This window comes from Streptomyces sp. NPDC056161, from assembly GCF_042268025.1.
Classification (GTDB): domain Bacteria; phylum Actinomycetota; class Actinomycetes; order Streptomycetales; family Streptomycetaceae; genus Streptomyces.
Window position 1 is genome coordinate 102,222 of the sequence record NZ_JBHJUV010000006.1, and the last position, 22,902, is coordinate 125,123.

Consider the following 22,902-nt stretch of genomic DNA (forward strand, 5'->3'; position numbering starts at 1 on the left):
AAATGTTCCTACGCAGACAGCGGCAGACCGAGGAGTCCGGGCCCTACTGGCGGCAGCGCGGCTGGCAGTTGTCCGCTGGGTTCCTCGCCCTGGTCGTAGTGGTGGGCGCGGTCGTCGCGCTGACCTCCGGCGGTGACGGTCGCGCCGAGGCCGCGCCTTCCCCCGGGCCGTTGTCCGGCGCGCTCACCAAGGACGGCCGCCCCGTGGGCTGCCACACCGACGACAGTGCCGGTGACGCCCTGCCCAAGGCGGCGCCCAAGGACGTCACCTGGCGCACGATCGGCGTCACGCGGGTACCCGTCTCGGCGACGGCCGGACCGACGCAGACCACGGGCACACCATGGTGGTGTTTCTCCCACACCGCCATGGGTGCCGTGGTGGCGGCCCACGTCATCACGGCCCAGACGAGCGAACCCGGCTGGCAGACCGTGGTGAAAGAACAACTGGTGGCGGGCTCGGGGCGCGACATGTTCGAGTTCACGCGCGAGATCAGCGGGGATTCGGCCTCCCAAGGGGTGGACAAGTCGATGATCGCCTCGTACGCCGGCTTCTCCGTGCTCTCCTGCACGCGCACGGCCGCGAGCGTAAGCCTGCTCATGCGGAACCAGCAGGGCTTCATGTCGACCACCATCAACCTGCGCTGGGAGAAGGGCGACTGGAAGATCCTCCCCGCCGACAGCGGCTCTCTCTTCTCGAAGCCGCAGTCGGTGCAGAACACCAACGACTATCTCGTCTGGGGGTCCTGACGTGACGTGCAGCTCGGGCAATCCCGTCCTGGACTTTTTCCTGGGCTTCTTCTCCATGCTCACCGACCCCATCGGTGGCATCATGGACATGATCTCGAAGCTCGTCCTGGCCGCCGCGATCTCGGTGTTCGGGGGGTTGATCAACAGTATTCCGACCCTCACGGGCACGGACTCGTCCAAGGACATCAACAGCGCGTCACAGTGGATCGTGGTCTACCTGGCGGTGGGCTCGCTGGTCTTCGCCGCCATCCGGATGGCGATCGAGCGACGCGGCGACGCGGGCACGACCGCGCTCAAGGGCATCATGCGCGTCGTCCTCGTCTCCGGCGCCGCCACCACCGTGGTGACCGCCGCGGCCGGCCTCTCCGACCGTTACTCCCAGTACTTGTTCGACCTGGGCGCGAAGAAGCAGCTGGAGTCCATCGGCAGCTGCTCGTCCGGCGGCATCGACAATGCCTTCCTGATGCTCATCCTCGCCCTGCTGCTGCTGCTCGCCGGGATCATCCAGACGATCCTGCTCTACATCCGGCTCGGCGTGATGATCGTGCTGCTGGGCACCCTGCCGCTGGCCGCGGCGGCCTCGATGACCGACTGGGGCGCCGGCTGGTGGCGCAAGCACGTCGGCTGGATGGTCGCCTGGCTGTTGTACAAACCCGCGGCGGCCCTCGTGATGTACTCGGGCTCGGTGTTGATAGCGAACACGAAGCCCGGCGCGGCCAACGCCAGCGAGCGCATCGCCGGCATCGGCGTCATGCTGCTGTCCGCCGTCGCCCTGCCCGCGCTGCTCAAACTCATCGTGCCCGCCACCGCGGCCCTCGGCGGCGGCGGTTCCATGTCCGGGATGTCGCAGGCCGGCAGCGCGCTGGCCTCCGGTGCCCGCTCGATCGGCGGCGGCAGCGGCAGCGGCGGCAGCGGCGGCCGGGGCAGCATGGGCCCGAGCGGCGCGTCCGGCACGGGCGGTGGCAGCGGCTCCAGCGGTTCCAGCGGGTCGTCCGGCGGGAGCGGCCCGAGCGGTGCCATCGGCAAGGCCGCGGCGGCGCGGTCCGGCGGCGTGGGCGCGACCGGCGCCTCGGGTTCCGGCGCGGGCGGCGGATCGGGAGCGAGCGGAGCCGGCCGGGCGGCCGGTGCGGCCGGGCCCGTGATCGCCGCGGCGACGACCGCGGCGAAGGTCGTGAAGGACACCGCGGTCTCCGGGGTGAGCGGGGCCAACGGCGACGCGGGGTGGAACAAGTGACCGCGACGCAGCTCCTGACCCGTACCGCGTCCAGCTCGCCGCGAGGCGTCTGCGACGATCGGGGGCACCACTCCTGATCCCTGGACGACGGTGGCCACGCCCGGCACCCGAACTCGACGGCAACGTGCCCACTCGGCACCCGTACGTCGCCGCCGTCCCCCGGCCGACCGCCGGACTCCCCTTCCCCCGGGGGGAGTCCGGCGGTCTCGTCCGCCCTCCCTTATCCACCGTCACCCTCGCCGTCCTCCCCTCCCCCATGAAAGGAGACCGACCTCATGTCCACGGAATCCGCTACCCATCCGACCTACGGGAACTGGCGCAGGCCAAGGCGGCCGGGGCTCGGCCCGCTCGGGCTCGTCGGCACCTTCGGCGTCTTCGGCGGGCTCGTCATCGTCCTGCTGGCGTCGCTGGTCTCGCTGTTCCTCGCGCTGTTCATCCTGGTCCCCCTCGTCATCGCTCTGGCGCCGCTCACCATCCGCACCCAGGACGGCCGCAACATCTACCAGCTGATCACGCTGCGTATCGGCTGGCGCAACCGCAAGGCCAAGGGCTCGCACCTGTACGTGTCCGGTCCGCTGTCCTCCCGGCCGGGCGGCCGGTTCCGGCCACCGGGCCTGCTCAACAAGGTCACCTCCTCGGAGGGCCGGGACGCCTACGACCGGCCGTTCGGCGTGCTGCACCACCCGGCCCGCAACCTGTACACGATCGTCCTGGGCTGTGACCCCGACGGCGGTTCGCTCGTCGACCCGGACCAGGTCGACGTGTGGGTGGCGCTGTGGGGCGAGTGGCTGGCCCGGCTGGCCCACGAACCCGGGCTGCGCGGCGCCTCCGTGATCGTGGAGACCGCTCCCGACCCGGGCACCACGCTCGCCCACGAGGTGCTGCCCCGGATCCGCGAGGACGCCCCGGCCGCCGCCCGCGCCGTGATGGAGGAGGTCGTCGAGCGCTACCCGCACGCCTCCTCCGAGATGCACACCTACGTCACCCTCACCTACGGGGTGCCCGCCGGGCAGCGCCGCAAGAAGGACGACGTGATCGCCGACCTCGCCATCCGCATCCCGGGCCTGCTCAGCGGGCTCATCTCGGCGGGCGGCGGAGCCGCGTACCCGCTGTCGGCGGAGCGGATCGCCGAGGTCGTGCGCGTCGCCTACGATCCGGCCGTCGCCGCCGACGTCCTCAACGCCCGTGCCGAGCACGGCGGAACGGGCCTGGAGTGGGAGGACGCCGGACCGGCCGCCGCCGTCGAGACCGTCGGCAGCTACCAGCACGACTCGGGGGTGTCCCGGACCTGGCTGCTGACGCTGGCGCCGCGCGGCACCGTACGGTCCTCGGTGCTGCGCGGCCTGCTGGAGGCCGCCCCGGGCACCCGCCGCAAGCGGGTCGCGCTGCTGTACCGGCCCATCGACGCGGCCACCTCGGCCCGCATCGTCGAGTCGGACCGGCGCAGCGCCCAGTTCATGGCGACGTCCGGCAAGGGCATGGTCCAGGCCCGCGCGGCCTCCGAGGTACGGGCGGCGGAGCAGACCGCGGCCGAGGAGGCGGCCGGCGCCGGTCTGGTGGAGTTCTCGCTGATGCTGACCGTGACCGTCGACGAGATGAGCGAACTGGCGGACGCGAGCGTCGCCATCCGCAACCTGACCGCGGCCTCCCGGGTGATGATGCGGCCCGCCGACCGGATGCAGGCGGCGGCGTTCTCCTGCACCCTGCCCGCCGGGATCCTCCCGTGGGAGCAGACCCTCATCCCGCACGAGATCCAGGAGGCGCTGTGAGCCGGCGCAGCGACCAGAAGAAAGCCGAACGCGAGGACCGGCTGGCCGAGCAGCGGGCGCGCACCGTGCTCACCGCGGAGCGGTCCGGTCAGGACCCGTCCTGGCTGGAACAGGACGTCAAGAGCGGCAAGGGCAGCGGGTCCAAGGCGGAGCAGAGCGCCAAGGGGAAAGCCGGCGGCAAGCAGAAGAAGCCGTCCCGCCCGCGGGAACCGTACGTCCCGCCGCGCGGCTGGAACGGGGTGGGCGGCGGACGCGTCGGCTTCATGGACCCGCCGACCATGTGGCGGGCCACCACCGTGCAGGCGTGCGGCATGTGGCCGTTCTCCGCCGGTTCCGGCTCGCCCATGACCGGAGTGCCGCTCGGGCAGCACCTGTTCACCGGCGCCACCGTCTGCGGCGACCCGCTGAACTGGTTCACCCGGGCCCGTTACATCTCCAACCCGTCGCTGTTCATGCTCGGCATGCCGGGCCTCGGCAAGTCCACCCTCATCAACCGGATGCTGATCGGTCTCGCCGCGACCGGTGTCGTCCCGCTGGTCCTCGGCGACCTCAAGCCCGACTACGCCGACACCGTCCGCGCGCTCGGCGGCCAGGTGATCTCCATCGGCCGCGGCCGGGGCGGCATCAACGTCCTGGACCCGGGCGCGATGGGCGCGGCGGCGGCCAGGATCGGCGGCGAGGCGGGCGAGGTCCTGAAGGCCGAGACGCACGGCCGTGTCCTGAACATGGTGGCCGCGCTCGTCACCATCGTGCGCGGGCGGCCCATGGACGACCACGAGCAGTCCGTGCTCTCCGCCGTCCTGCACCATCTGCGCGAGCGCACCCCCGCCGGTCACGCACCGCTGCTGCCGGATCTGCTGCGGGTCCTCACCGAGGGCCCCGACCGGGTGCGTGCCGTCACCCTGGACCGCGGGTCCGACACCCGCTACCGGGACGCCGTCGACCCGCTGCACCGCTCCCTGCTGGGCATCCTGGACGGTCCGCTCGGCGACACCTTCGCCTCCCCGACGTCCACCCGCATCGACCTGAACTCGCCGGCCGTGTGCATCGACATCTCCGGGATCGGCGAGGCGGACACCCAGCTGACCGCCGCCGCGATGCTCGCCGCCTGGTCGGACGGGCTCGGCACGGTGGCCGCCTCGCACGCCCTCGCGGACGCCGGACTCACGCCCCGGCGCTGGTTCTTCACCGTCCTCGACGAGCTGTGGCGTCCGCTGCGTGCCGCCTCCGGCATCGTCGACCGCATCGACGCGCTCACCCGACTCAACCGGTCCCTCGGTCTCGGCGACGCCAAGATCACCCACACCCTGAAGGACGCGGAGGCCCTGGGCACCGACTCCGACCGGGCCAAGGCGCGCGGTTTCGTGGAGCGGGCCGGGATGGTGGTCTGCGCCGGACTGCCGAAGACCGAGATGGAGGACCTGGGCCGGGTGGTGGGACTGTCCCGGCGGGAGATCGAACTGGTCTCGTCGTGGTCCTCGCCGCCCGGCTGGAGCATGACGGGCGAGAACGAGGAACCGCCGGGCCGGGGCCGCTTCCTCATCAAGGTCGGTGGCCGGCCCGGCATCCCCATCAAGGTCGCCATCACCGACGCGGAACGCGACCTGCACAACACCAACACCCGCTGGACACCCAACGACACGGAGGACGCGGGAGGGTCCGCGGCGGCCCTGGCCGAACAGGTCAAGCGGATCGCCGAACTGGGTGCGGTCCCGGGTCTTCCCGAAGGCTTCGACCTGAGCGGGCTGCCCGAGGCCGCCAGGGCCGCAGATCTCGGCGCACTGCCCGGAGCCCCCGGCTACGGCACGCGCCCCGGCACACCCGGCGCACCCGCGACCCCGGCGAGCCAGCCGAGCAAGCGCAGGAGGACCACATGAGCGGGCGTCCCGGCGGCGGCATGGACTCCCAGGTCTCCTGGGCGATCGTCGCTCTCTTCGGGGCCGTCCTCACCCTGTTCACCCTCGTGTGGGCAGGCGGCACCCTGGGCGCCGGCATCACCGGCCACGGCTGGCACGCACCGCCGTACTCGCTGTCCACCCTGGGTGGCCTGGCCGGCGGCGACACGGCCGGGCTCTGGCCCGGCGCCCCGGCAGCCGCCGTCTACGGGGGCATGCTCGGCATGCTGGCGCTCCTTGCCGTCCCCGCCGCCTTCGCCGTCCGGTTCTTCATCGCCCGCGCGGGCAACAGCGCCACCAGGAGCCTGGCCGGCCGCCGCGAGATGGCCGCCATGTGCCCCAAGGGCATCGAGGCCCGCGCCCGCGATCTGCGCCCCACCCTCAAGGGCCGCGGCCAGTTGCACCCGGACGAGACCGGCAACCTCCTCGGCGACCTCGAACCCCGCGGCCCGGAACTGCGCAGCAGTTACGAGGACGTGGAACTGGACCTGATGGCGCCCCGCGCGGGCAAGTCCACCGGTATCGCGGTGCCCCGCGTGCTGCGCGCGCAGGGCGCGGTCCTGCTCACCTCCAACAAGTCCGACGTGTACTCCGTCACCCGCGCCGAACGCGAGAAGGCCGGCAAGGTGTGGACGTTCGACCCGCAGGGCATCGCCCACACCCCGCGTGAGATGTGGTGGAACCTGCTCGGCGAGTGCCACACCATCGAGGCGGCCCGCCGGCTCGCCGGCCACTTCGTGGCCTCGGTCAACGACGACACCGCGAAGAAGGACTTCTGGATCTCGGCCGCCCAGAACACCCTCACGGCGCTGTTCCTGGCCGCCGCCCGGGGCGGCGCCTCGGTCCAGCACCTGCTCGGCTGGCTCGCCGACCCCGCCGACCGGATGCCGATCGACCTGCTGCGCGACGCCGGTCTGGTCGCGATGGCCGAGCAGTTGCAGGGCACCATCCGCGGCGCGGTGGAGACCCGGGACGGCATCTACGAGACGGCCCGGCAGACCGTCTCCTGCCTCCTCGACCCCGAGATCCTCGGGTGGGTCACGCCCGACCCCGACACCCCCGAGTTCCGCCCCGACCAGCATGTCCTCGGCAAGGACACCCTCTACCTCCTCTCGAAGGACGGCGGTGGATCCGCGGCCGGGGTCATCGCGGGCATCGCGGACGCCACGATGCGGGCGGGCGTGGTCGCCGCCGAGCGCATGGGCGGCCGGCTCGACCCGCCGCTGACCGCGGTCCTCGACGAGGCGGCCAACGTGTGCCGCATCTCCGACCTGCCCGACCTCTACTCGCACTTCGGTTCCCGCGGCATCAACGTGGTGACCCTGTTGCAGAGTTACCGGCAGGGCGCGCGGGTGTGGGGCGAGATCGGGATGGACGCGCTGTGGAGCGCGGCGACCGTGAAGCTGCTCGGCGCGGGCCTCGACGACGCCGACTTCGTGCAGAAGATCTCCACGCTGGTCGGCCAGCACGACGTCAAGACCCCGAGCATCTCCCGCAGCAAGGACGGCACGTCCCGCTCGTACTCCTACCGCCAGGAGGCCGTGCTGCCCCCGGACCGCATCCGCGCCCTGCCCAAGGGCACCGCGCTGCTGCTCGCGACCGGCGTCAAGCCCGCCCTGATCAAGTTGCGCCCCTGGTACAAGGAGCCCGGCGCCGATGCCATCTCGGCGCAGGCGAAGGCGGAGGCGGCGGCCATCACCGAACGGGCCGCACGCCGGCTGATGGGTCCGGGCATGAGCCCGGACCCGGGCACGGGCGTGAGCTTCGACAAGCCGGGCCCGGCCGAGTGGGACGGCGCACCCGCCTGACCGAACGCGGCGGACGCGCCCGCCCGCACGCGCGGGCATGCGTGGCGGGCGCGCCTGCTCGTAGCCGCAAGCGTGCGGCGGGCGCGCCTGCTCGTACGCGCAAGGGTGCTCGTACGCGCAAGGGTGCTCGGCGTCCGCGTCCGCCCGGCCCCGACCCGGACGCGGGTGCCCGCCGGTCGCCGTGGACGGCCGGGTCTCAGTGGGCGACCAGGTCTCAGTGGGCGACCGCGACCGCGGTGCCGAACATCAGGGTCGAGGTGAAGAACCAGCCGAACGACGGTGCCAGCAGATGGCACACGTTCCACAGCCGGGCGTCGGTGGGCTGGTCCCGCCGGTACACCACCGGCACGCTCCGGCCGACCCGCGGCAGCCCGCACAGCGGCCCGTACTTCCCCGGGTCGAGGAGAAGATCACGTCCGAAGTGGTCGGAGAACCGTACGAGCCCGCCGATCCGCCGGTCGGCGGGTGCCCGGGGCGTCACGACCCCCATGACCCGCAGTCCCCGCGCCCACAGGCGCACGGCCGCCAGCACCGCCCTGAGGGCGGCCACCAAGGAGCCGACGCCGAAACCGATGACGAGCGCCTGTAGCAACACATCGGACAACATTCCGCTCCTTCACCGGCCGACGACCTTGTAGTCACAACGGAAACGCACACCACTCCGGTTCACACTCGTCCCATTCGCCCCTGCCTGCCTTGAACCACGGCGGTTCGCGCCCCGTTGTGAGGATGCCCCTGCCGCCGCCTGACATGCGGCGCCCATGAGAGGAGCCCCTGGCCCCGATGAGACGGACCCCGCGCGTACCAGGCCGCCGGACGATGGTGGCCGTCGCCCTCGCCTGTACGGTGACGGCGACGGTCCAGCAGCAGCCTGCCCGTGCCGAGCCGACGACGTTGGCCGAGGTACAGGCCGAGCTGGACCGGCTCTACCACGACGCCGAGGTCGCCACCGACAAGTACAACGCCGCGAACGAGCAGGTGACCGCGCAGCAGAAAAGCGTGAAGAAGCTCACGGCACAGATCGACGCGGCCGAGAAGAAACTGTCCCAGCTCACCTCGCTCGCCGGGTCCGCGGCCCGCGCCCAGTACCGGGGCGGCGGCCTGCCCGCCGAGGCGCAGTTCCTCCTCTCCTCCGACCCCGCGCTGGCCCTGGACACCGCCGCCATGACCCGCCAGGCCCAGCTGACCACCCAGAACGTGCTGACCCAGCTGACGGACACCCGCGAGGAACTGACCACCCGCAAGGCCGACGCGTCGGACGAACTGCGGCGGCTGACGGCGAGCCGCAAGGCCAAGGCGGCCGAACGCAAGACGATCGAGAAGCGGATCGACGACGCCCGGCAGCTGGAGGCCCTCCTCTCGGAACAGCAGCGCCGCGACCTGGAGGCGCTGGACCGGAAGACCGCCGGCGACTCCCAGGACAAGTGGGAGAGCACCGGGATCCTCAAGAAGGTCGGCACCGAGGCCAGTGCCGCCGGCCGCAAGGCCATCGCCTTCGCCACCAGCCAGATCGGCAAGCCGTACGTCTGGGGCGCCCAGGGCCCCAACTCCTTCGACTGCTCCGGGCTCACCTCCCAGGCGTGGCTGGCCGCGGGCATCCCGATCCCGCGCACCTCCCAGGAACAGTGGCGCCAGCTCAAGCACGTCCCCGTCGAGAGCATGCGCCCCGGCGACCTGATCATCTACTTCTCCGGCGCCACCCATGTCGCCCTCTACATCGGCGACGGCCAGATCATCCACGCCCCCAGGCCCGGACGCTGGGTGACGGTGGCACCGGCCGGGTCGATGGCGATCCTCGGGGTGGTACGGCCGGATGCCTGAGGGTGGCGCCGTCGGCTCCGCCCTTCTCCGGTGCGCCGCGGAGCACCGCGGCAGGGCTTCCCGCCGTTGCTGAGACGCCCGAGTCGTCGGGTCTGCTGCGGACGCCCGGGTGCGACACCGTAGGGAAGGGCGGAGCCTACCCCCATCGGAGCTGCCCGAGTGGGAGTAGGCGTTGCGATCCTTGGGTGCGGCACGCTGTCGACATCCCGCCCCACGAGCAACGGGAACGACCACTGCGCGCGGTCCCGGCCTCAGGTGAACGGAGCGGACCGGAGCCGGGCACCGCCGTCGTCGGGCGGGCAATTCACCAGGGCACCTTCGCCACCGGCCGGATCACTAGCGGTGCGGGCCCTGGGAGGTGTTCCTCTGGTGGTGCTCACTCCTCGCCGATTGGCGGCGCTGAGGCTGCCGTCCATCGGGCGTCCCGCTGGTCCACTGGGGGTTCTGCCCCTCACGCGCGTAACGAGCCGTCAGCGAGTTCTGCGGTGCCGCGTCCGTGGGCGAGTGCTGATCCGACGACGTCCCCGACCCCGAAGACACGAACGGGGTCGTGGTGCCGAAACCCTCCCGAATGGACGTCAACGGTGCAACGCCCGCGTCCCGCCGGTTGTATGTGGGCCTGCGCTGGGTGGTGGTGTCGAAGCCCGGCGGCTGGAACGTCGTGCTGCGGCTGAGAGAGAGGTCTTGGTCGTACGGCGTCTGCACCGGCGTCTGTCCCCATCCGAGGAGCGGGTCATTGGGGCGCAGCGTCCAGTTGTTGACGGCCTTCGCGTGGGCCGCCTTCTGCTCCTGGTGCGACGGCCCGATCGCGAGGGCGGCGGTCGCCGCGGCTTTCTCCACCAGACCGGCGTATGGTTCCACCACCCCGCCGGCCAGGTTCGTGGCTCCCGCCCCGAAGTTCACAGCCTGCGTCGCCGACCTCAACGCGTCTCCGGCCATATCCCAGCTGATTCCCTCCTCCCTGAAGGTCTGGAGAGCGGACTTCACGTTGTCGTGCACGTCCGCGGATTGCGTGGCCAAATGGATGCCCTGGCCGACCTTTCTGGCAATCTTCCCACCGGCCTTGATCATCGGGTCGGCGGAGAGATTCTCGGCCGCCGTGCCTCCCAGGACGATTAAGGAGGCGGTGACCTTGGCGTATCTGATGACGTCCTTGCGGTTCTCCGCCACCCATTGCTTCTGCTGTTCCCACCACGTCTGCACCTGCCAGCCGTCCCGGCCACCAGGGAAGACGGCGTAGGAAGTGTTGTCGCTCGGGTCCTGGAAGAGCACGGGCTGGTTGGCGGAATCAGGGGTGGACGTGAAGCTGGGAGCTCCCTGTGAAGATCCGGAGGAGCGTCCTCCCCCTTCCAATCGCCTTAATTCAGATTCCCATTCCCTTTCGGATCTTTCCGGCATGTCCGAGTCCTTCCCGTAGCAGGAATTGCTTGGCGGCGAACTCAACGGAACAGGAACGCGGACGGTTCAAGCTTCAAGCGGGCCGGGTTCAGCGCCTGACGCCCCCGGGCGCAGACCGGGGCGGCGCAGACCGAGGCGGCGGGGGCGGGGGCGGCGGAGGCGGGGGTGGTCCGAACGGGTCGACGGCGTCGACGGGAGGTGTCTCCTTGCCGCGGTGCATACCGGGCTTGCAGCCGGCGAAGGGGCCCTGCGGGTCGCGCAGGGTGCCCATGACCGGTGACAGGTGGTCGCGGTGCCACATGGCGGGGCCGCTCGGCGCGGAGCCCGGACCGGTCAGTTCGCCCCAGGCCAGCCAGAGACCGTGGAGCTGGGCGACGGCTTCGGGGTGTTCCCACCAGCGGGCGCACCAGGGTGCGGTGGAGCTGACCTCCCTGCCGTAGACCGGCAGCAGCACATGGTGGGTCCACAGGGTCAGCTGACGCAGCGCCTGCACATACTCGGGACCCTCCTTGTAGAGGATGAACAGCGGCGGCGGGAGGGGTTCCTGCGGCGGAGCGGGATTCCCCGTCCCGGCGCCGGGATCCGCACCGCGGGGGGCGTCCCGCCCGGCCTCGGTGGCTTCGGGGTTCTGCGTCGACATGGCTGGAAGGGTCCTCCGTAGGTCGGGCTCACTTGGCGGTTTCGGTCGTCAGGCGGTGTGCTGCGCCGCCCGGCCGTGGAGCACAACGGAGGGGCGGCGGAGGGGGTTCAGCGCGGAGCCGGACGAACGGGTCACCGCACGGGGGCCTGATTTCTCGCGGCCATCTTTGTGGGGTGCCAGGGATTGTTCGAACCCAGCTCTTTATCGGGCGTCTGTGACTGGGTGGTACGCGCCGTCGTCGCCGGGTGCTGCTGGTTGGCGATCCGCACTGCATCCGGGCCGACCAGGGATTGCGGGAAATCGTATGCGCGTTGGTCGGGGCTCACCCGGGGGGTGGTGTTTCCGGCGGCGGGCTGTTGCAGCTGATCGACCTTGGCCTCACGAAGCGCGTTCAATGCGTGAGCGTCAACGGTCCTACCGTCTCTCGGACCCGACATACGGGCTCTGGGATCGCCCACTTGCCGGCTTCCCGACACGGGCTTGCTGATGCCACCCCGGGCGTTTATCCGCCCGGTGCTGTTCGGCTGCCTGGTCGAGGCGGCCCGACTTCTCGTCGTGGACTCCTGCCCCCGCGCCACGCTCGTCCCGTTCGTCGACTGCGCGGGATCGCGGAGGGCGCCGCTGGCCGCGGCATTACCTCGGGAACCGTTGCGCCGGGCCTCCCGGGATTCGGCATTGGCGACAATCGCCATGACCAACGGCATGCGTTCCGGTGATTTCCTGAACTCTCGGTGCAACTGCTTGTCGGCCTTGAGCTGGCGCAGCACCTCGTCCTCAAATGCCTCACGCTGGCCGGGATCAAATCGTTTGATCGCCTCGCGAATGTAGTGCAGCGCTTCGGCCGACGACATCTCGGCAGTGTGCTGCTGGCCGGGCGCGTAACCACCCTGACCGGGCCCGTACCCGCCTTGGTTCACCGGACCACCCTCGAACGGGGCGGCTCCCGGCCGTGGCCGACGGCCCATGAGTTCGCGGATCGTGTCCAGCAGCATCCGCGCCAGGTCGTCGAGCGTCGACTGCTGGCGATTGAGATGCTCGGACTCGGCCCTGAGCACATCACGCGCCATCGCTCGGCGCCGTGCCTCGTTCGCCTGCTCGGTGTTCGCCTGCTCGGTGCCCTGGGGATACGGGTCGTCGGTCGCCATGGTCGCCCTCTCTCCTCGGTACTCTCGCGGCCGGATCCGGTGGATCCGCTTCGTGAGTCACGTCTGCCGACACGAGACACAACGGACGGCTTGAGGCGAACGGTTCAACCACGGCCCCTGCTCACGGCTGAACCCGGAACCGAGGCGGTGCCGTTGCAGTACCCAAGGGCGTTCATCGGGCGCACCACGGCAGACAAAGATAGGACCGGACATGGACAATCGTCCACGTAAGGGTGCCTCGGACGACTACTTGCGTCTGAACCAAACCACGGGCAGTCCCTCGTACAACTACTCCCAGCGCACACAGCAGGCGGAGGAAAGTGTCCGCTCCAACAGCAGCGGGCGGCAATCTCCGCCCGAGTACCTGCCGCCGACTCCCTTCTACCCGGGAAATTTCAGGGACGCTCGCAGCAACACGGCCTACGGCTAGCCGTCCGCGCCCGATCGAGCAGAGACCCAGATCCCCGAGGACTCCGTCGACCGCGGCTATGCCGCCCGCCTCCATCACAGTGATGACGCCAACCATCCCCAGTTCGGCATCCCCGCCGACCAGGCATGGTTGAACAGGGGGATGACCGGGAGCCCGGCGGCCATGTCACCGGGGTGGGCCACCCCGCCCCCGGCCAATCAGGACGTGGCCCGCGCCCTGCGCGACAGCCAGCCGTTCCAACGGCCCGTCGCCAGCGACCGGAGGGCTCTCTCCGACTCCGCGCAGGGCCACCGGAACCGAAAGACGACGCAGCCCAAACCCAAGACCCGATAAACCCACCCCTTCCACAGTCACACCCGGAAACGGTGAACCATCCGCCCCTCGCATCCGTCGTGCCTGCGCGGGCGCTGTCCCATCGGACCAGCCGGCCCGCGCAAGCTCGACCGAGAGGTATTCCATGCGCAGACGCACCTCCTTTCTTCTGGCCTTTTTACTGGTCATAGTCGGTGTTTCCGGTACCACGTGGGCCATCCAGTCCCAGCGCTCGGACAACACCAAGATCAACAGCAAGTCGGCCGCCGATGTCGGCGGTGCCGACCACACCGTCACGTTCGAGAACAGGACGGACAGCCGCATCTGGGTCGGCAGCACCGTCAACGCCGACGGCTCGGCCGCGATCACCGGGCTGCCCACGCTGGAGCCGGGCCAGTCCGCCACCATCACCATCCCCGAGCACGCCGGTGCCGGACACTGGCGGGGCACCTTCTTCGCCCGGCAGGGCTGCACGGGCGAATCGGGCAGCACGTTCCACTGCGCGGTCGGTGACTGCGGGCCGTTCGTCGACCACTGTTCCACGGGTGAACAGCCCACCGGTCTGGCCGAGTTCAACTTCGACCCGGCCGACTCGCTGGCGCCCTGGTACGACGTCAGCTACGTCAACGCCGTCGCCACGCCCGTCACCATCACGCCCAACGACGTCCCCGTGCCCGAAACCGGCTCGTGTGCGCAGGCGGGCTGTGCGGACGATCTGCTGTCGAGCTGCCCGGCGGACAACCTCCAGAAGGACAGCTCGGGCAAGCCGCTGGTGTGCGTCAACCCCAACCGGGACGCCAAGACGCCCTACAGCGACAACGTCAACCAGAAGTGCCCGAAGGCGTACGCCTGGTCCAAGCAGGACGCCGAGCAGGGCAACAAGGTCATGTACCAGTGCACCCAGTGCAACGGCATGACCGTCGCCTTCGGCAACGGCTCCACGCAACCGCCCGCCGAATCGGATCCGCCGACGCAGCAGCCGGCCCCCCCGGCGCAGCCGGTGAACTCCGGCCGCAAAGGCATCAGCCTGAACCCGGTCGACGGTGCCTCCGAAGCGCTCGCCGACTCCAAGGCGTCCTGGTACTACAACTGGGACGCCGTTCCGGGTCCGGTCACGGCACCCCCGGGTGTCGAGTTCGTCCCGATGATCTGGGGCGAGGGCTCCATCGTCGACGCCAAACTGGGCCAGGCGAACAAGTACGGCAAGGAACTGCTCGGCTTCAACGAGCCGGACAATCCCGGGCAGTCCAACCTGACGGTCGACAGGGCTCTGACCCTGTGGGGCTGGATGTCGGTCACCCACATGCGGCTCGGCGCGCCGGCCGTCTCCTACGGCGCCGACGTGCCCGGGGGCTGGCTGGACCAGTTCATGCAGGGAGTGCAGCAGCGCGGTCTGCCCCAGGTCGACTTCATCCCGTTGCACTGGTACGGCGGGGACTTCGGGCCTGACGCGACCAACCAGCTGCGCGATTATCTGCAAAGGGTCTGGGACCGGTACCACAAGCCGATCTGGCTGACCGAGTACGGTCTGACCGACTTCTCCTCAGGGACTCCTCGCTACCCCAGCGAGCAGCAGCAGGTCGACTTCATCAAGTCGTCGACGCAGATGCTGGACAGTCTGCCCTTCGTCGAGCGCTACGCGTGGTTCACGCTGTCCACCCAGACCGCCCCGACCGGTCTGTACAACGGAACTACCCCGAACGCCAGCGGCCAGGCATACCGCGACGCGAACTGAGTCGAAGGCTGAACGCCTTCAGCCCATGTGCGGGGCGGCTCTCGGCCCAGTAACTCGCCGTGACCCATCCAGGGTCACGGCGAGTTTGCATTCGGGGGAAATCAATTGGGAGACAAAACCTCGGGAATTGAACCGTTTCCCCGCCGGTCCCGTTGCCCTTCGCGTGGTCTGCCTCGGCAGACCCGACGGGGGAGATCGACCGGGAAGGTCAGGAGGAAATGGGCATGAACCGGGACGAAGAAACAGGTGAACCAGTCATGAAAGGCGGCCACGATCCGGGCGGGGAACCGGTGGACCTCGACAAGTCGGCATCCGCCGGAGAGGCGTCCGCGCCGATCCACTTCGCGGTGGTCGTCTCCGGCGACGGCTCCGCCGCCATCAACGGCGAACCCGTGCCGACGGCGGACGGCGAGTCGGCCGACACCGCGATCCTCGACGCGCTGCACCGCCACGCGCAGGACCGCGGCACCACGGTGACGGCGGCCATCTCCGACCCTTCGGCGGGCTACGTCGCCTACGTCGAGGTCACCCCCGACGGTTCGAGCAGGCTGCTGGAGCAGCACGAGGAACCGCATCCGGAACCGGACCAGCCGTCCGGCCACACCGTGGCACCGCCGGCACCGTCGGCACCGGACGTGGATCCGGCGGCGCCCGAGTACGGGCACGCGGACGCGGACGCGGAGGGCGACGGGTACGCGGAAGGGGACGCGGAGGGAGAGGAATACCGGGGCGAGGAGGAGCACGAGGACGCGGAGGACGACGAGTACGAGGGCGAGTACGAGGGCCAGTACGCGGGCGCCTACGACGCCTCGGCCTCGGCCGAGGGCGAGGACGAGGACGAGGACGAGGACGACGAGTACGCGCAGGCCGCGCACGCCGGTCCCGGTCCGGGACCGGACGAGCACGCCGAAGGGGGGCTCGCCGACGACGCCTACGGCCTTCTCGGCGACGACGACCCCCGTGCCGATGCCTCGGGCTACGAACAGGCCGAGGACGGCGCCGACGACCCGGACTACTTCGCCGGCCTCTACAAGCCGAACGATCCCGCCCACCAGAGCGACCTCGACCTCGACCCCGATGACCTGAACGATCCGAGTGATCCGCACGGTCCCGGCGACCTCGGCGACGGCTTCCGCCGCGAGAACGAGCACGGGGACGAGTACGAATACGAGAACGAGAACGAGAACAACGAGAACGAGAACAACGAGTACGGGGACAACGAGGAGTACAGGGGCGAGTACGGGGACAAGGACCAGTACGAGAACGACCAGTACGAGAACGACCAGTACGGGGACAAGGACGAATACGAGGACGAGGCGGCGTACGCGCTGCCGGAGCCCACGGGGTCGCCCTTCGAGCCCCGCGTCACCATTCCGACGCCGGGGGCGGTACGTGACCTGGACCCGGAGCCGGACCCGGAGCCGGAGTCCGAGCTGCGGTCCGAGGCGGAGTCAGGTCCGAAGTTCCGCCGCAGCGGCAACACGCGCCAGTCGGACGACGAGTACAGGCCGCCCGGCCTGCTCAACCGGCCCTTGGTCGTCGGTCCGGTGGCACTCATCGTGGCCGCCCTCGTCATCGTCCCGCTCGTGATCCTGGGCAGCGGCGGATCGGGCGGCGGGAACCAGAAGCAGACCGCGAGTTCCAACGACGAGTCGTACAGCCCCACTCCGGGCGGAACGCCGACGGCCACCGCCTCGCCGTTCATGTTCACCCCGGCGCCGACGCCCCCGGCCACGGCCACGGCCACGCCCACCAAGCCGAAGGCCAAGTCCACGCCCAAGACCGCGCCGGGCCCCGGTACGGTCACCGTGACCGCCCACGCCCCGCGCGTCACCAAGACCGTGATCGCGGCTCCCCCGCAGGACACCGCCGCCGACGCCGTGAAGCGGCTCGCCCGGAACGACCCCTCGGGACGGCACATCTGCTATCGCGCGTACGTCGGAAGCGGCTGGCAGAAGCCGGTGTGCGACGGGACGATGGCCGGCACGACGGGCAGGAACCTGGCGATCAAGGCCCTCAACATCTCGACGTACGGTGTCTCCGGCTCGGCCGCGAACGCCTTCCTGCACGACCCGAAGTCGACCAACGGCCAGGGCCACTGGCAGCCGAACTGGACGGCCGTCACCGGCAACGGCAAGGACTTCTACATCGGCAGCGGGAAGAAGAGCGCCCCCTACATGACGGGCTTCGCCATCAACGTCGGCAGCGGCCAGGTCTGCCAGGCCGTCCACCTCCGTGGCGGCAACTGGGGAGACCAGTACTGCAAGAACGCGCGCCCCGATTACAACTTCGGCGGCACCCTCGACAACAACGTATGGCTGGAGGCGGTCAAGTTCACGGTGTGACCGGAACGGTCACAGCACGACGATCGCCACCCCGAAGGACAGGAAGATCGCCGAGCCGGCCAGCAGGAACACCACCGGGCCCGTCATGTGGCGCCACATCAGCACCCTGGCGGCCTGGGGGTCGTGGGCCAGGTAGACCACCGGGACCTCCCGGCCGGTCGGCAGATTCATCCCGCTGCCCCGCATCCGCGTGGTGAACTCCACGCGGTGGCCGCGCCGGTCGGCGAAGGCGATGACGGGCGCCCAGGTGGGACCCGAGTCGCCGCTGCGCACCCGGACGTTGTCGACGACGACGCCCCGTGTGCGTATCCCGTGCCGGCGCAGCCGCCGTACCGTGGTCGCGTCCCGCAGCCCCAGGGTCAGGAGCAGCATCGCCGCCGCTCCGCACGCCACGACACCCATGGTTCCGGACATCCTGTCGCCTCTTTCCGTCGCGTCCCGTCCCGTCCCGGACTCGGTTCCCCCAGGGAATGGGAACGCGCTTTCCGGCCGTTCGGTTCTACGTCGGCCGACGCGGCAGCCTCCCCGGAGGCCACCGCGTCGGCCTCTGCGGCGGCTTCCCCGGCGATTTCTACGGCGATTTCTACGGCGGCTGTCACGGCGGCTCCCGCGGTCCGGTGTCGCCGCCGTGTCCCGGCCCGGCCGGTGCGCTCCGATGGCCGGACCTGTGGTTGTCTCCGAGACTGACAGCCCAGGCACGTGACCGGCGCGGCCGGCGTCCCCCGGGCGGAGGAGTGGCCATGGATCTGCGGCAGATGGAGGTCGTCGTCGCGGTCGCCGAGGAGGGCGGGTTCAGCGCGGCGGCCCGGCGGCTGCACATCGTGCAGTCCGCGGTGTCCGGCACCGTACGGGCGCTGGAGCGTGAGCTGGGCGCACCGCTGTTCCACCGCACCACGCACCGGGTCTCCCTCACCGCCGTCGGCGCGGCCTTCCTGCCCGCCGCGCGGGCCACCCTGCGGGCGGCGGAGGAGGCACGGGCGGCCGTCGACCTCGCGCAGGGGGAACTGCGCGGCGAGATCACGATCGGCGTGATGCAGGGCCTGTACGCCGGTCTGGCCCCCGCCCTGGCGGGCTTTCACCGCGAGCACCCGGGCGTGACGGTGCGGCTGCGTCAGAAACCGGCCGGTCAGATCCCGCAGGGGCTGCGCGACGGCGTCCTCGACCTGGCCGTCGCCGCGCTCGAACCGACGCAGTTGCGCGGGCTGACCACCCGGCTGCTGGCGCGGGAGGAGATGGTCCTGGTGACCGCGCCGAGCCCGGACCCGGCGCGGGCCGCGGCGGAACGGCCGGTGACGACGCTGGCCGAGGCGGCGCGGCTGCCCCTGGTGGGTTTCCCGCCGGGCTGGGCGATCCGGCACGCGGTCGACCGGGCCTTCCGGGCGGCCTCCCTCGAATACAGCGCGACGTTCGAGGTGAACGACATCATGGCGGCCGTCGACCTGATCCGGCACGGACTGGGCGTGAGCATCATGCCGCCGTCGATGGCGGCCTGGTTCCCCGAGCTGCCGACGCGCCCCTTCGCCGCCCACGCCCCGACGTGGACGCTCAGGCTCGTCCACACCCGCGCGGAACAGCCGCCCGCGGTCACCGCGCTGCTGCGCCACATCAGGTGACCGGCTCTGCTCACCGGGCCCAGGTGACCGGCTCAAGGTGACCGGGCTCAGGTGACCGGGCTCAGCTGACCGGGCCCAGGTGAGCGGCCCAGGTGTCCGGGTCGGATCCCCCCGGTCCGGCGGTGTGGCGGGTCATGGCGGCGTCCGTCGCCCGGTGGTCGAACGCCGGCGCCCGGATCACACAGACCGCGATCGCGAAGCGGTGTTCCCTTCGCCCTTCCACCCCGCCGGATGCCCGGTCTCCGAGCCTCGGGCCGTTCCGGGCGTACGCGTACGGCCAGGCGACGGACGCCGAACGGGCGAGGACCCTCCGCGAGACCGACCGCTTCCCGTACCTTCCCGTACCTTCCCGTACCTCAGCTCTCGCCCGGTTCCTCCGGGGCGGAGCGGGCCAGGCCGGCGAGGGTGGTGAGCGCGTGGGCGAGGACGTCGGGCGGGGGCGAGGCCAGGGCCAGGCGCACCGCGGCCGGGGTCCGGGGTCCGACCGCGAACGCGCCGGCCGGCACCACCCCGATGCCGTGCCGCGCGGCCGCCGCGACGAACGTGTCCGCGCGCCACGGGCGCGGCAACCGCCACCAGCAGTGGTAGGAGTACGGCTCGCTCCGCACGGCGAAGCCCGCCAGGCACCGGCCCGCGATCTCCTGGCGTACGGCCGCCTCCCGCTGCTTGGCCGCGACCAGTTCCCGTACCGCCCCGGCCCGTTGCCAGCGGTCGGCCGCTTCCACGGCGAACCGCGCGGGCGTCCAGCCGCCCGAGCGCAGCGCGGTGGCGATCCCGGCCGCCAGGTCGTCGGGCGCCACCGCGTAGCCGAGGGTCAGGCCGGGGGCGACGCGTTTGGAGAGGCTGTCGATCAGTACGGTCCGCTCGGGCGCGCGGGCGGCGAGCGGGGGCAGGTCGTCGCGCAGGAAGGCCCACACTGCGTCCTCGATCGCGGGGATGCCGAGCCGCCCGAGCACCTCGGCCAGCGACTCGACGCGGGGTGCGGGCATCGAGCAGGAGAGCGGGTTGTGCAGCCGCGGTTGTACATAGAGGGCGTGTAGCGGGGCGGCGGCGTGGGCGTCCGCCACGGCCTCGGGCAGCAGCCCGGCGTCGTCCATGGCGAGCGGCACCAGGGTGATGCCGAGCCGGGCGGCGACGGCCTTGACGACGGGGTACGTCAGTTCCTCGACGCCGAGCCGGCCGCCCGGCGGGACCAGCGCGGTGACGGCGGCGGTGAGGGCCTGCCGGCCGTTGCCCGCGAAGAGGATCCGGGCGGGGTCGGGGCGCCAGCCGCCGCGGGCGAGCAGGTCGGCGGCGGACTCCCGGAGGGCAGGCGGGCCGGAGGCACCGGACGGGCGCAGCGCCTCCGCCAGGGCGTCGGGCCGCAGCAGTGGGCCGAGCGCCTCGGCGAGCAGCGCGCTCTGGCCGGGCGCCTCGGGGTAGTTGAGTTCCAGGTCGACCCGGCCGGTCGCGGGTTCGGTGAGGGCGGGGGCGGCGAGCGGGGCGGCGGCGCGGACGAAGGTGCCGCGGCCGACCTCGCCCACCGTCAGTCCACGCCGGGCCAGTTCGCGGTAGACGCGGGCGGCGGTGGAGTCGGCGATGCCGTGCCGCCGGGCGAACTCGCGCTGCGGGGGCAGCCGGTCACCGGGGCGCAGCAGCCCGGCCCCGATCTCACCGGCCACCACGTCGGCGACCCGCCGGTAGTCCTTGCGGTGATCACTGCGGCAGCCGCCCGGGGACGTCCGCCGGCCCGCATCCCAGTCGTCTTTCACGTCATTCCCCAACTCCCCCGCACCTCCACCGCCATGCGTACGGCTGCCACCCCACCACAGAATTGCACCGAGAGTAATTTCCCTATTGCACCGATATTACACGGGGCAATATTCTCGCCGCCGAACGGAAATCGAGAGGAGGAGAGACCTCCATGGTGGAAACCAGCGGCCTGCTCGGTGTCGCGGCCGTGGCCCTCGGCATGGTCCTCACGCCCGGACCGAACATGGTCTACCTCGTCTCCCGCAGCATCACCCAGGGCAGACGCGCCGGAATGATCTCCCTGGGCGGCGTGGCACTCGGCTTCCTGGCCTATCTGCTCGCCGCGAACCTGGGCCTGTCGGTGGTGTTCGTCGCCGTACCCGAGTTGTACGCGGCGGTGAAGCTGGCCGGTGCCGCCTATCTCGCCCACCTCGCCTGGAACGCGTTCAGGCCCGGCGGCCTCTCCGTCTTCGCCCCGCAGGACGTGCCCCACGACTCACCGCGCAAGCTGTTCACGATGGGGCTGATGACGAATCTGCTCAACCCGAAGATCGCCATCATGTACGTGTCGCTCATCCCGCAGTTCGTCGACCTGGACCGCGGACACGTCCTCCTCCAGGGCCTCGTCCTCGGCGCGGTGCAGATCGTGGTCAGCGTCGCGGTCAACCTCGGGATCGTCCTGACGGCCGGCACGATCGCCGTCTTCCTCGCCCGCCGCCCGTCCTGGCTCAGGGCGCAGCGCTACCTGATGGGTACGGTCCTCGGCGGCCTCGCCGTGTCGCTCGCCCTCGACACCCCCGACGCCGCCCACGCGGGCGCGCGATGACGATCCGAGCCGTTCCGCGACGCTCTTCCTCATTGAACTCGCTTTTGCCGAGGGCCGTTGTGTCCCACAGCGAGGTGAGCCCGCTGAGGACGCGCACAAGCCGGTGAACAGCTCAACCGAACGCCCGTAGAAAGGCGAAGCCCATATGCCTCCCCAGGACGACGACCAGCAGCGCAGAGCAGAACGGTTGGCGGAGCAGCGCGCAGCGATCACGCACGCGCTGGACGTACACCGCGTCGACCACCCCACAGCCACCACGCAAGACCCGCCAGAGGGACAGCGCGCCATCGACCGCGCAGCGATCATGCAATACGCACTGAACCTCCAGGAACGCGCCAGGCAAGAAGCTGCCGCCAGGCTCGTACAGGCGGAGATCGAATGGAGTCCTTCGGGGCATATCGCCGCTCTGGACGTGTACGAGGCCCACCGGCAGATGAATCCGCAATGGCCGACGATGCCTCCCCCCGGACTCAAGGTCGCTGTCCACCCGGCATCGCTGGGAAGGGAGGGGGAGATCCCGGTCATGGTCACCCTCGACACACCCCAGCCGGGGGAAGATGTCGGCAAACCGGCCCCGCGCTTCCTGGCCGGCCCACGACTCGACCTCGACGACGCCTCGGTCCACATGGCCATCCGAACCGCCGGAGTGGACCAACACTCTTACCAGCAAGCCCAATCGCTCCGCGGGCCAGACCTACCGAGCCGGTACGACGGCGTGGTCTCGGCGCGCCAGGAAAGGTTCTTCCGCCGCCCGCAGACCCAGCCGACACCGCCGGCCCAGCCGGCACCGCCGCACAACCCTTACGCCGAGTACGCAGCCAGGTATCTGCCGACTACTCCGGGCTCCGCAGGTGGCGTATACCCCTCGACCGCCACCCCACAGCCCGCATCAGGCCCCGCCCAACAACCATTCCGGAACATCTCTCCGACCGCACCCGCCAACCGCGCCCCGGGACGAAGATGACCCCCACCCCCGCGGCGACAGCGGGTCATGCGAGCCACGTGCCCCACCCCGACAGCCCCCGCACACCGACCCGGCCCTTCGCCCAGGACGACCCACCCCTCAGAACAACTCCGCCGAAGGCCCAGAGAAAGGCGAAGCCCACATGCCTCCCCAGGACGACGACCAGCAGCGCAGAACACACCAGTCGGAGGAACAGCGCGCAGTCACCGCGCAAGACCCGCCGGAGGTACAGCGCGCCAACGACCGCGCAGAGTTCATTCAATCTCCACAGAATCTAATGGAAAACGCCAGGAACGCGATGCAAGGGGTTGCCGCTGAGTCTCTCCTGGCGCAGGTTAAAGAGAGCCAAAACGCGGAGATCGCCGCAATGGACGTGTACCAGGCCTACCGGCAGATGTATCCGGAACTGCCGACGATGCCTCCCCCCGGACTTCAAGTCGCCCTCCACCCGGCATCGGTCAAAAAGGTGGGCGGACACCCCCTCATCGTC

Annotated in this window: 18 protein-coding genes; 11 read left to right on the forward strand and 7 right to left on the reverse strand. The window is 70.9% G+C overall.

Annotated features, from left to right (window positions below):
• The first annotated feature begins 2 nt into the window (after positions 1–2).
• The 5 genes from ACFC09_RS07910 (at position 3) to ACFC09_RS07930 (ending at position 7,452) form a co-directional block, all read left to right on the forward strand.
• Positions 3–746, forward strand: a complete 744-nt coding sequence (locus tag ACFC09_RS07910) for a hypothetical protein (RefSeq protein WP_376524860.1) — start codon at positions 3–5, stop codon at positions 744–746.
• Between the two features lies 1 nt (position 747).
• Positions 748–1,980 carry a hypothetical protein gene (locus ACFC09_RS07915; protein WP_376524861.1) on the forward strand — a complete coding sequence of 411 codons (1,233 nt, stop codon included), beginning with the start codon at positions 748–750 and terminating at the stop codon, positions 1,978–1,980.
• A gap of 275 nt (positions 1,981–2,255) precedes the next feature.
• Complete coding sequence (locus ACFC09_RS07920; RefSeq protein WP_376524863.1) at positions 2,256–3,749, forward strand: SCO6880 family protein; 1,494 nt, start codon at positions 2,256–2,258, stop codon at positions 3,747–3,749.
• A gap of 263 nt (positions 3,750–4,012) precedes the next feature.
• Complete coding sequence (locus tag ACFC09_RS07925; RefSeq protein ID WP_376525033.1) at positions 4,013–5,626, forward strand: ATP/GTP-binding protein; 1,614 nt, start codon at positions 4,013–4,015, stop codon at positions 5,624–5,626.
• A complete protein-coding gene (locus ACFC09_RS07930; protein ID WP_376524864.1) occupies positions 5,623–7,452 on the forward strand; it encodes a type IV secretory system conjugative DNA transfer family protein in 1,830 nt (609 codons plus the stop codon). Before ACFC09_RS07925 ends, ACFC09_RS07930 begins: the two co-directional genes overlap by 4 nt.
• Positions 7,453–7,666: 214 nt before the next feature.
• On the opposite strand, the gene ACFC09_RS07935 is transcribed toward ACFC09_RS07930, so the two are convergent.
• Positions 7,667–8,059, reverse strand: a complete 393-nt coding sequence (locus ACFC09_RS07935) for a hypothetical protein (RefSeq protein WP_376524866.1) — start codon at positions 8,057–8,059, stop codon at positions 7,667–7,669.
• Positions 8,060–8,235: 176 nt separating this feature from the next.
• Between ACFC09_RS07935 and ACFC09_RS07940 the strand changes: the two genes are divergently transcribed.
• Complete coding sequence (locus ACFC09_RS07940; protein WP_376524867.1) at positions 8,236–9,273, forward strand: NlpC/P60 family protein; 1,038 nt, start codon at positions 8,236–8,238, stop codon at positions 9,271–9,273.
• Positions 9,274–9,609: 336 nt separating this feature from the next.
• Here the strand turns inward: ACFC09_RS07940 and ACFC09_RS07945 are convergent, their stop codons facing one another.
• From ACFC09_RS07945 to ACFC09_RS07955, 3 genes are all read right to left on the reverse strand, one after another.
• The gene (locus tag ACFC09_RS07945) at positions 9,610–10,443 is read right to left on the reverse strand and encodes a hypothetical protein (RefSeq protein ID WP_376524868.1); all 834 of its coding nucleotides are present in this window, start codon (positions 10,441–10,443) and stop codon (positions 9,610–9,612) included.
• A gap of 316 nt (positions 10,444–10,759) precedes the next feature.
• Positions 10,760–11,311 carry a DUF4913 domain-containing protein gene (locus ACFC09_RS07950; RefSeq protein ID WP_376524869.1) on the reverse strand — a complete coding sequence of 184 codons (552 nt, stop codon included), beginning with the start codon at positions 11,309–11,311 and terminating at the stop codon, positions 10,760–10,762.
• A gap of 131 nt (positions 11,312–11,442) precedes the next feature.
• A complete protein-coding gene (locus ACFC09_RS07955; RefSeq protein WP_376524871.1) occupies positions 11,443–12,456 on the reverse strand; it encodes a hypothetical protein in 1,014 nt (337 codons plus the stop codon).
• An 887-nt stretch (positions 12,457–13,343) separates the two neighbouring features.
• Here ACFC09_RS07955 and ACFC09_RS07960 point away from each other — a divergent pair.
• Together ACFC09_RS07960 and ACFC09_RS07965 are read left to right on the forward strand one after the other, a co-directional pair.
• A complete protein-coding gene (locus tag ACFC09_RS07960; protein WP_376524872.1) occupies positions 13,344–14,933 on the forward strand; it encodes a glycosyl hydrolase in 1,590 nt (529 codons plus the stop codon).
• A 224-nt stretch (positions 14,934–15,157) separates the two neighbouring features.
• The gene (locus ACFC09_RS07965; RefSeq protein WP_376524874.1) at positions 15,158–17,278 is read left to right on the forward strand and encodes a hypothetical protein; all 2,121 of its coding nucleotides are present in this window, start codon (positions 15,158–15,160) and stop codon (positions 17,276–17,278) included.
• Between the two features lie 9 nt (positions 17,279–17,287).
• Here ACFC09_RS07965 and ACFC09_RS07970 read toward each other — a convergent pair whose 3' ends face one another.
• Entirely contained in the window at positions 17,288–17,692 is a 405-nt protein-coding gene (locus tag ACFC09_RS07970; protein ID WP_376524876.1) for a DUF3592 domain-containing protein, read from the reverse strand.
• 326 nt (positions 17,693–18,018) lie between these two features.
• Between ACFC09_RS07970 and ACFC09_RS07975 the strand changes: the two genes are divergently transcribed.
• Positions 18,019–18,891, forward strand: a complete 873-nt coding sequence (locus tag ACFC09_RS07975) for a LysR family transcriptional regulator (protein WP_376524878.1) — start codon at positions 18,019–18,021, stop codon at positions 18,889–18,891.
• A gap of 356 nt (positions 18,892–19,247) precedes the next feature.
• Here the strand turns inward: ACFC09_RS07975 and ACFC09_RS07980 are convergent, their stop codons facing one another.
• Positions 19,248–20,642, reverse strand: a complete 1,395-nt coding sequence (locus ACFC09_RS07980) for a PLP-dependent aminotransferase family protein (protein ID WP_376524880.1) — start codon at positions 20,640–20,642, stop codon at positions 19,248–19,250.
• 152 nt (positions 20,643–20,794) lie between these two features.
• Here ACFC09_RS07980 and ACFC09_RS07985 point away from each other — a divergent pair, with 152 nt between their 5' ends.
• On the forward strand, positions 20,795–21,448 hold the full coding sequence (locus ACFC09_RS07985) for a LysE family translocator (RefSeq protein ID WP_376524881.1): 654 nt from the start codon (positions 20,795–20,797) through the stop codon (positions 21,446–21,448).
• A 112-nt stretch (positions 21,449–21,560) separates the two neighbouring features.
• On the opposite strand, the gene ACFC09_RS07990 is transcribed toward ACFC09_RS07985, so the two are convergent.
• Positions 21,561–21,893 carry a hypothetical protein gene (locus ACFC09_RS07990; RefSeq protein WP_376524882.1) on the reverse strand — a complete coding sequence of 111 codons (333 nt, stop codon included), beginning with the start codon at positions 21,891–21,893 and terminating at the stop codon, positions 21,561–21,563.
• A gap of 661 nt (positions 21,894–22,554) precedes the next feature.
• Between ACFC09_RS07990 and ACFC09_RS07995 the strand changes: the two genes are divergently transcribed.
• A partial coding sequence (locus tag ACFC09_RS07995) for a hypothetical protein (RefSeq protein ID WP_376524883.1) occupies positions 22,555–22,902 on the forward strand: 348 nt, incomplete at its 3' end.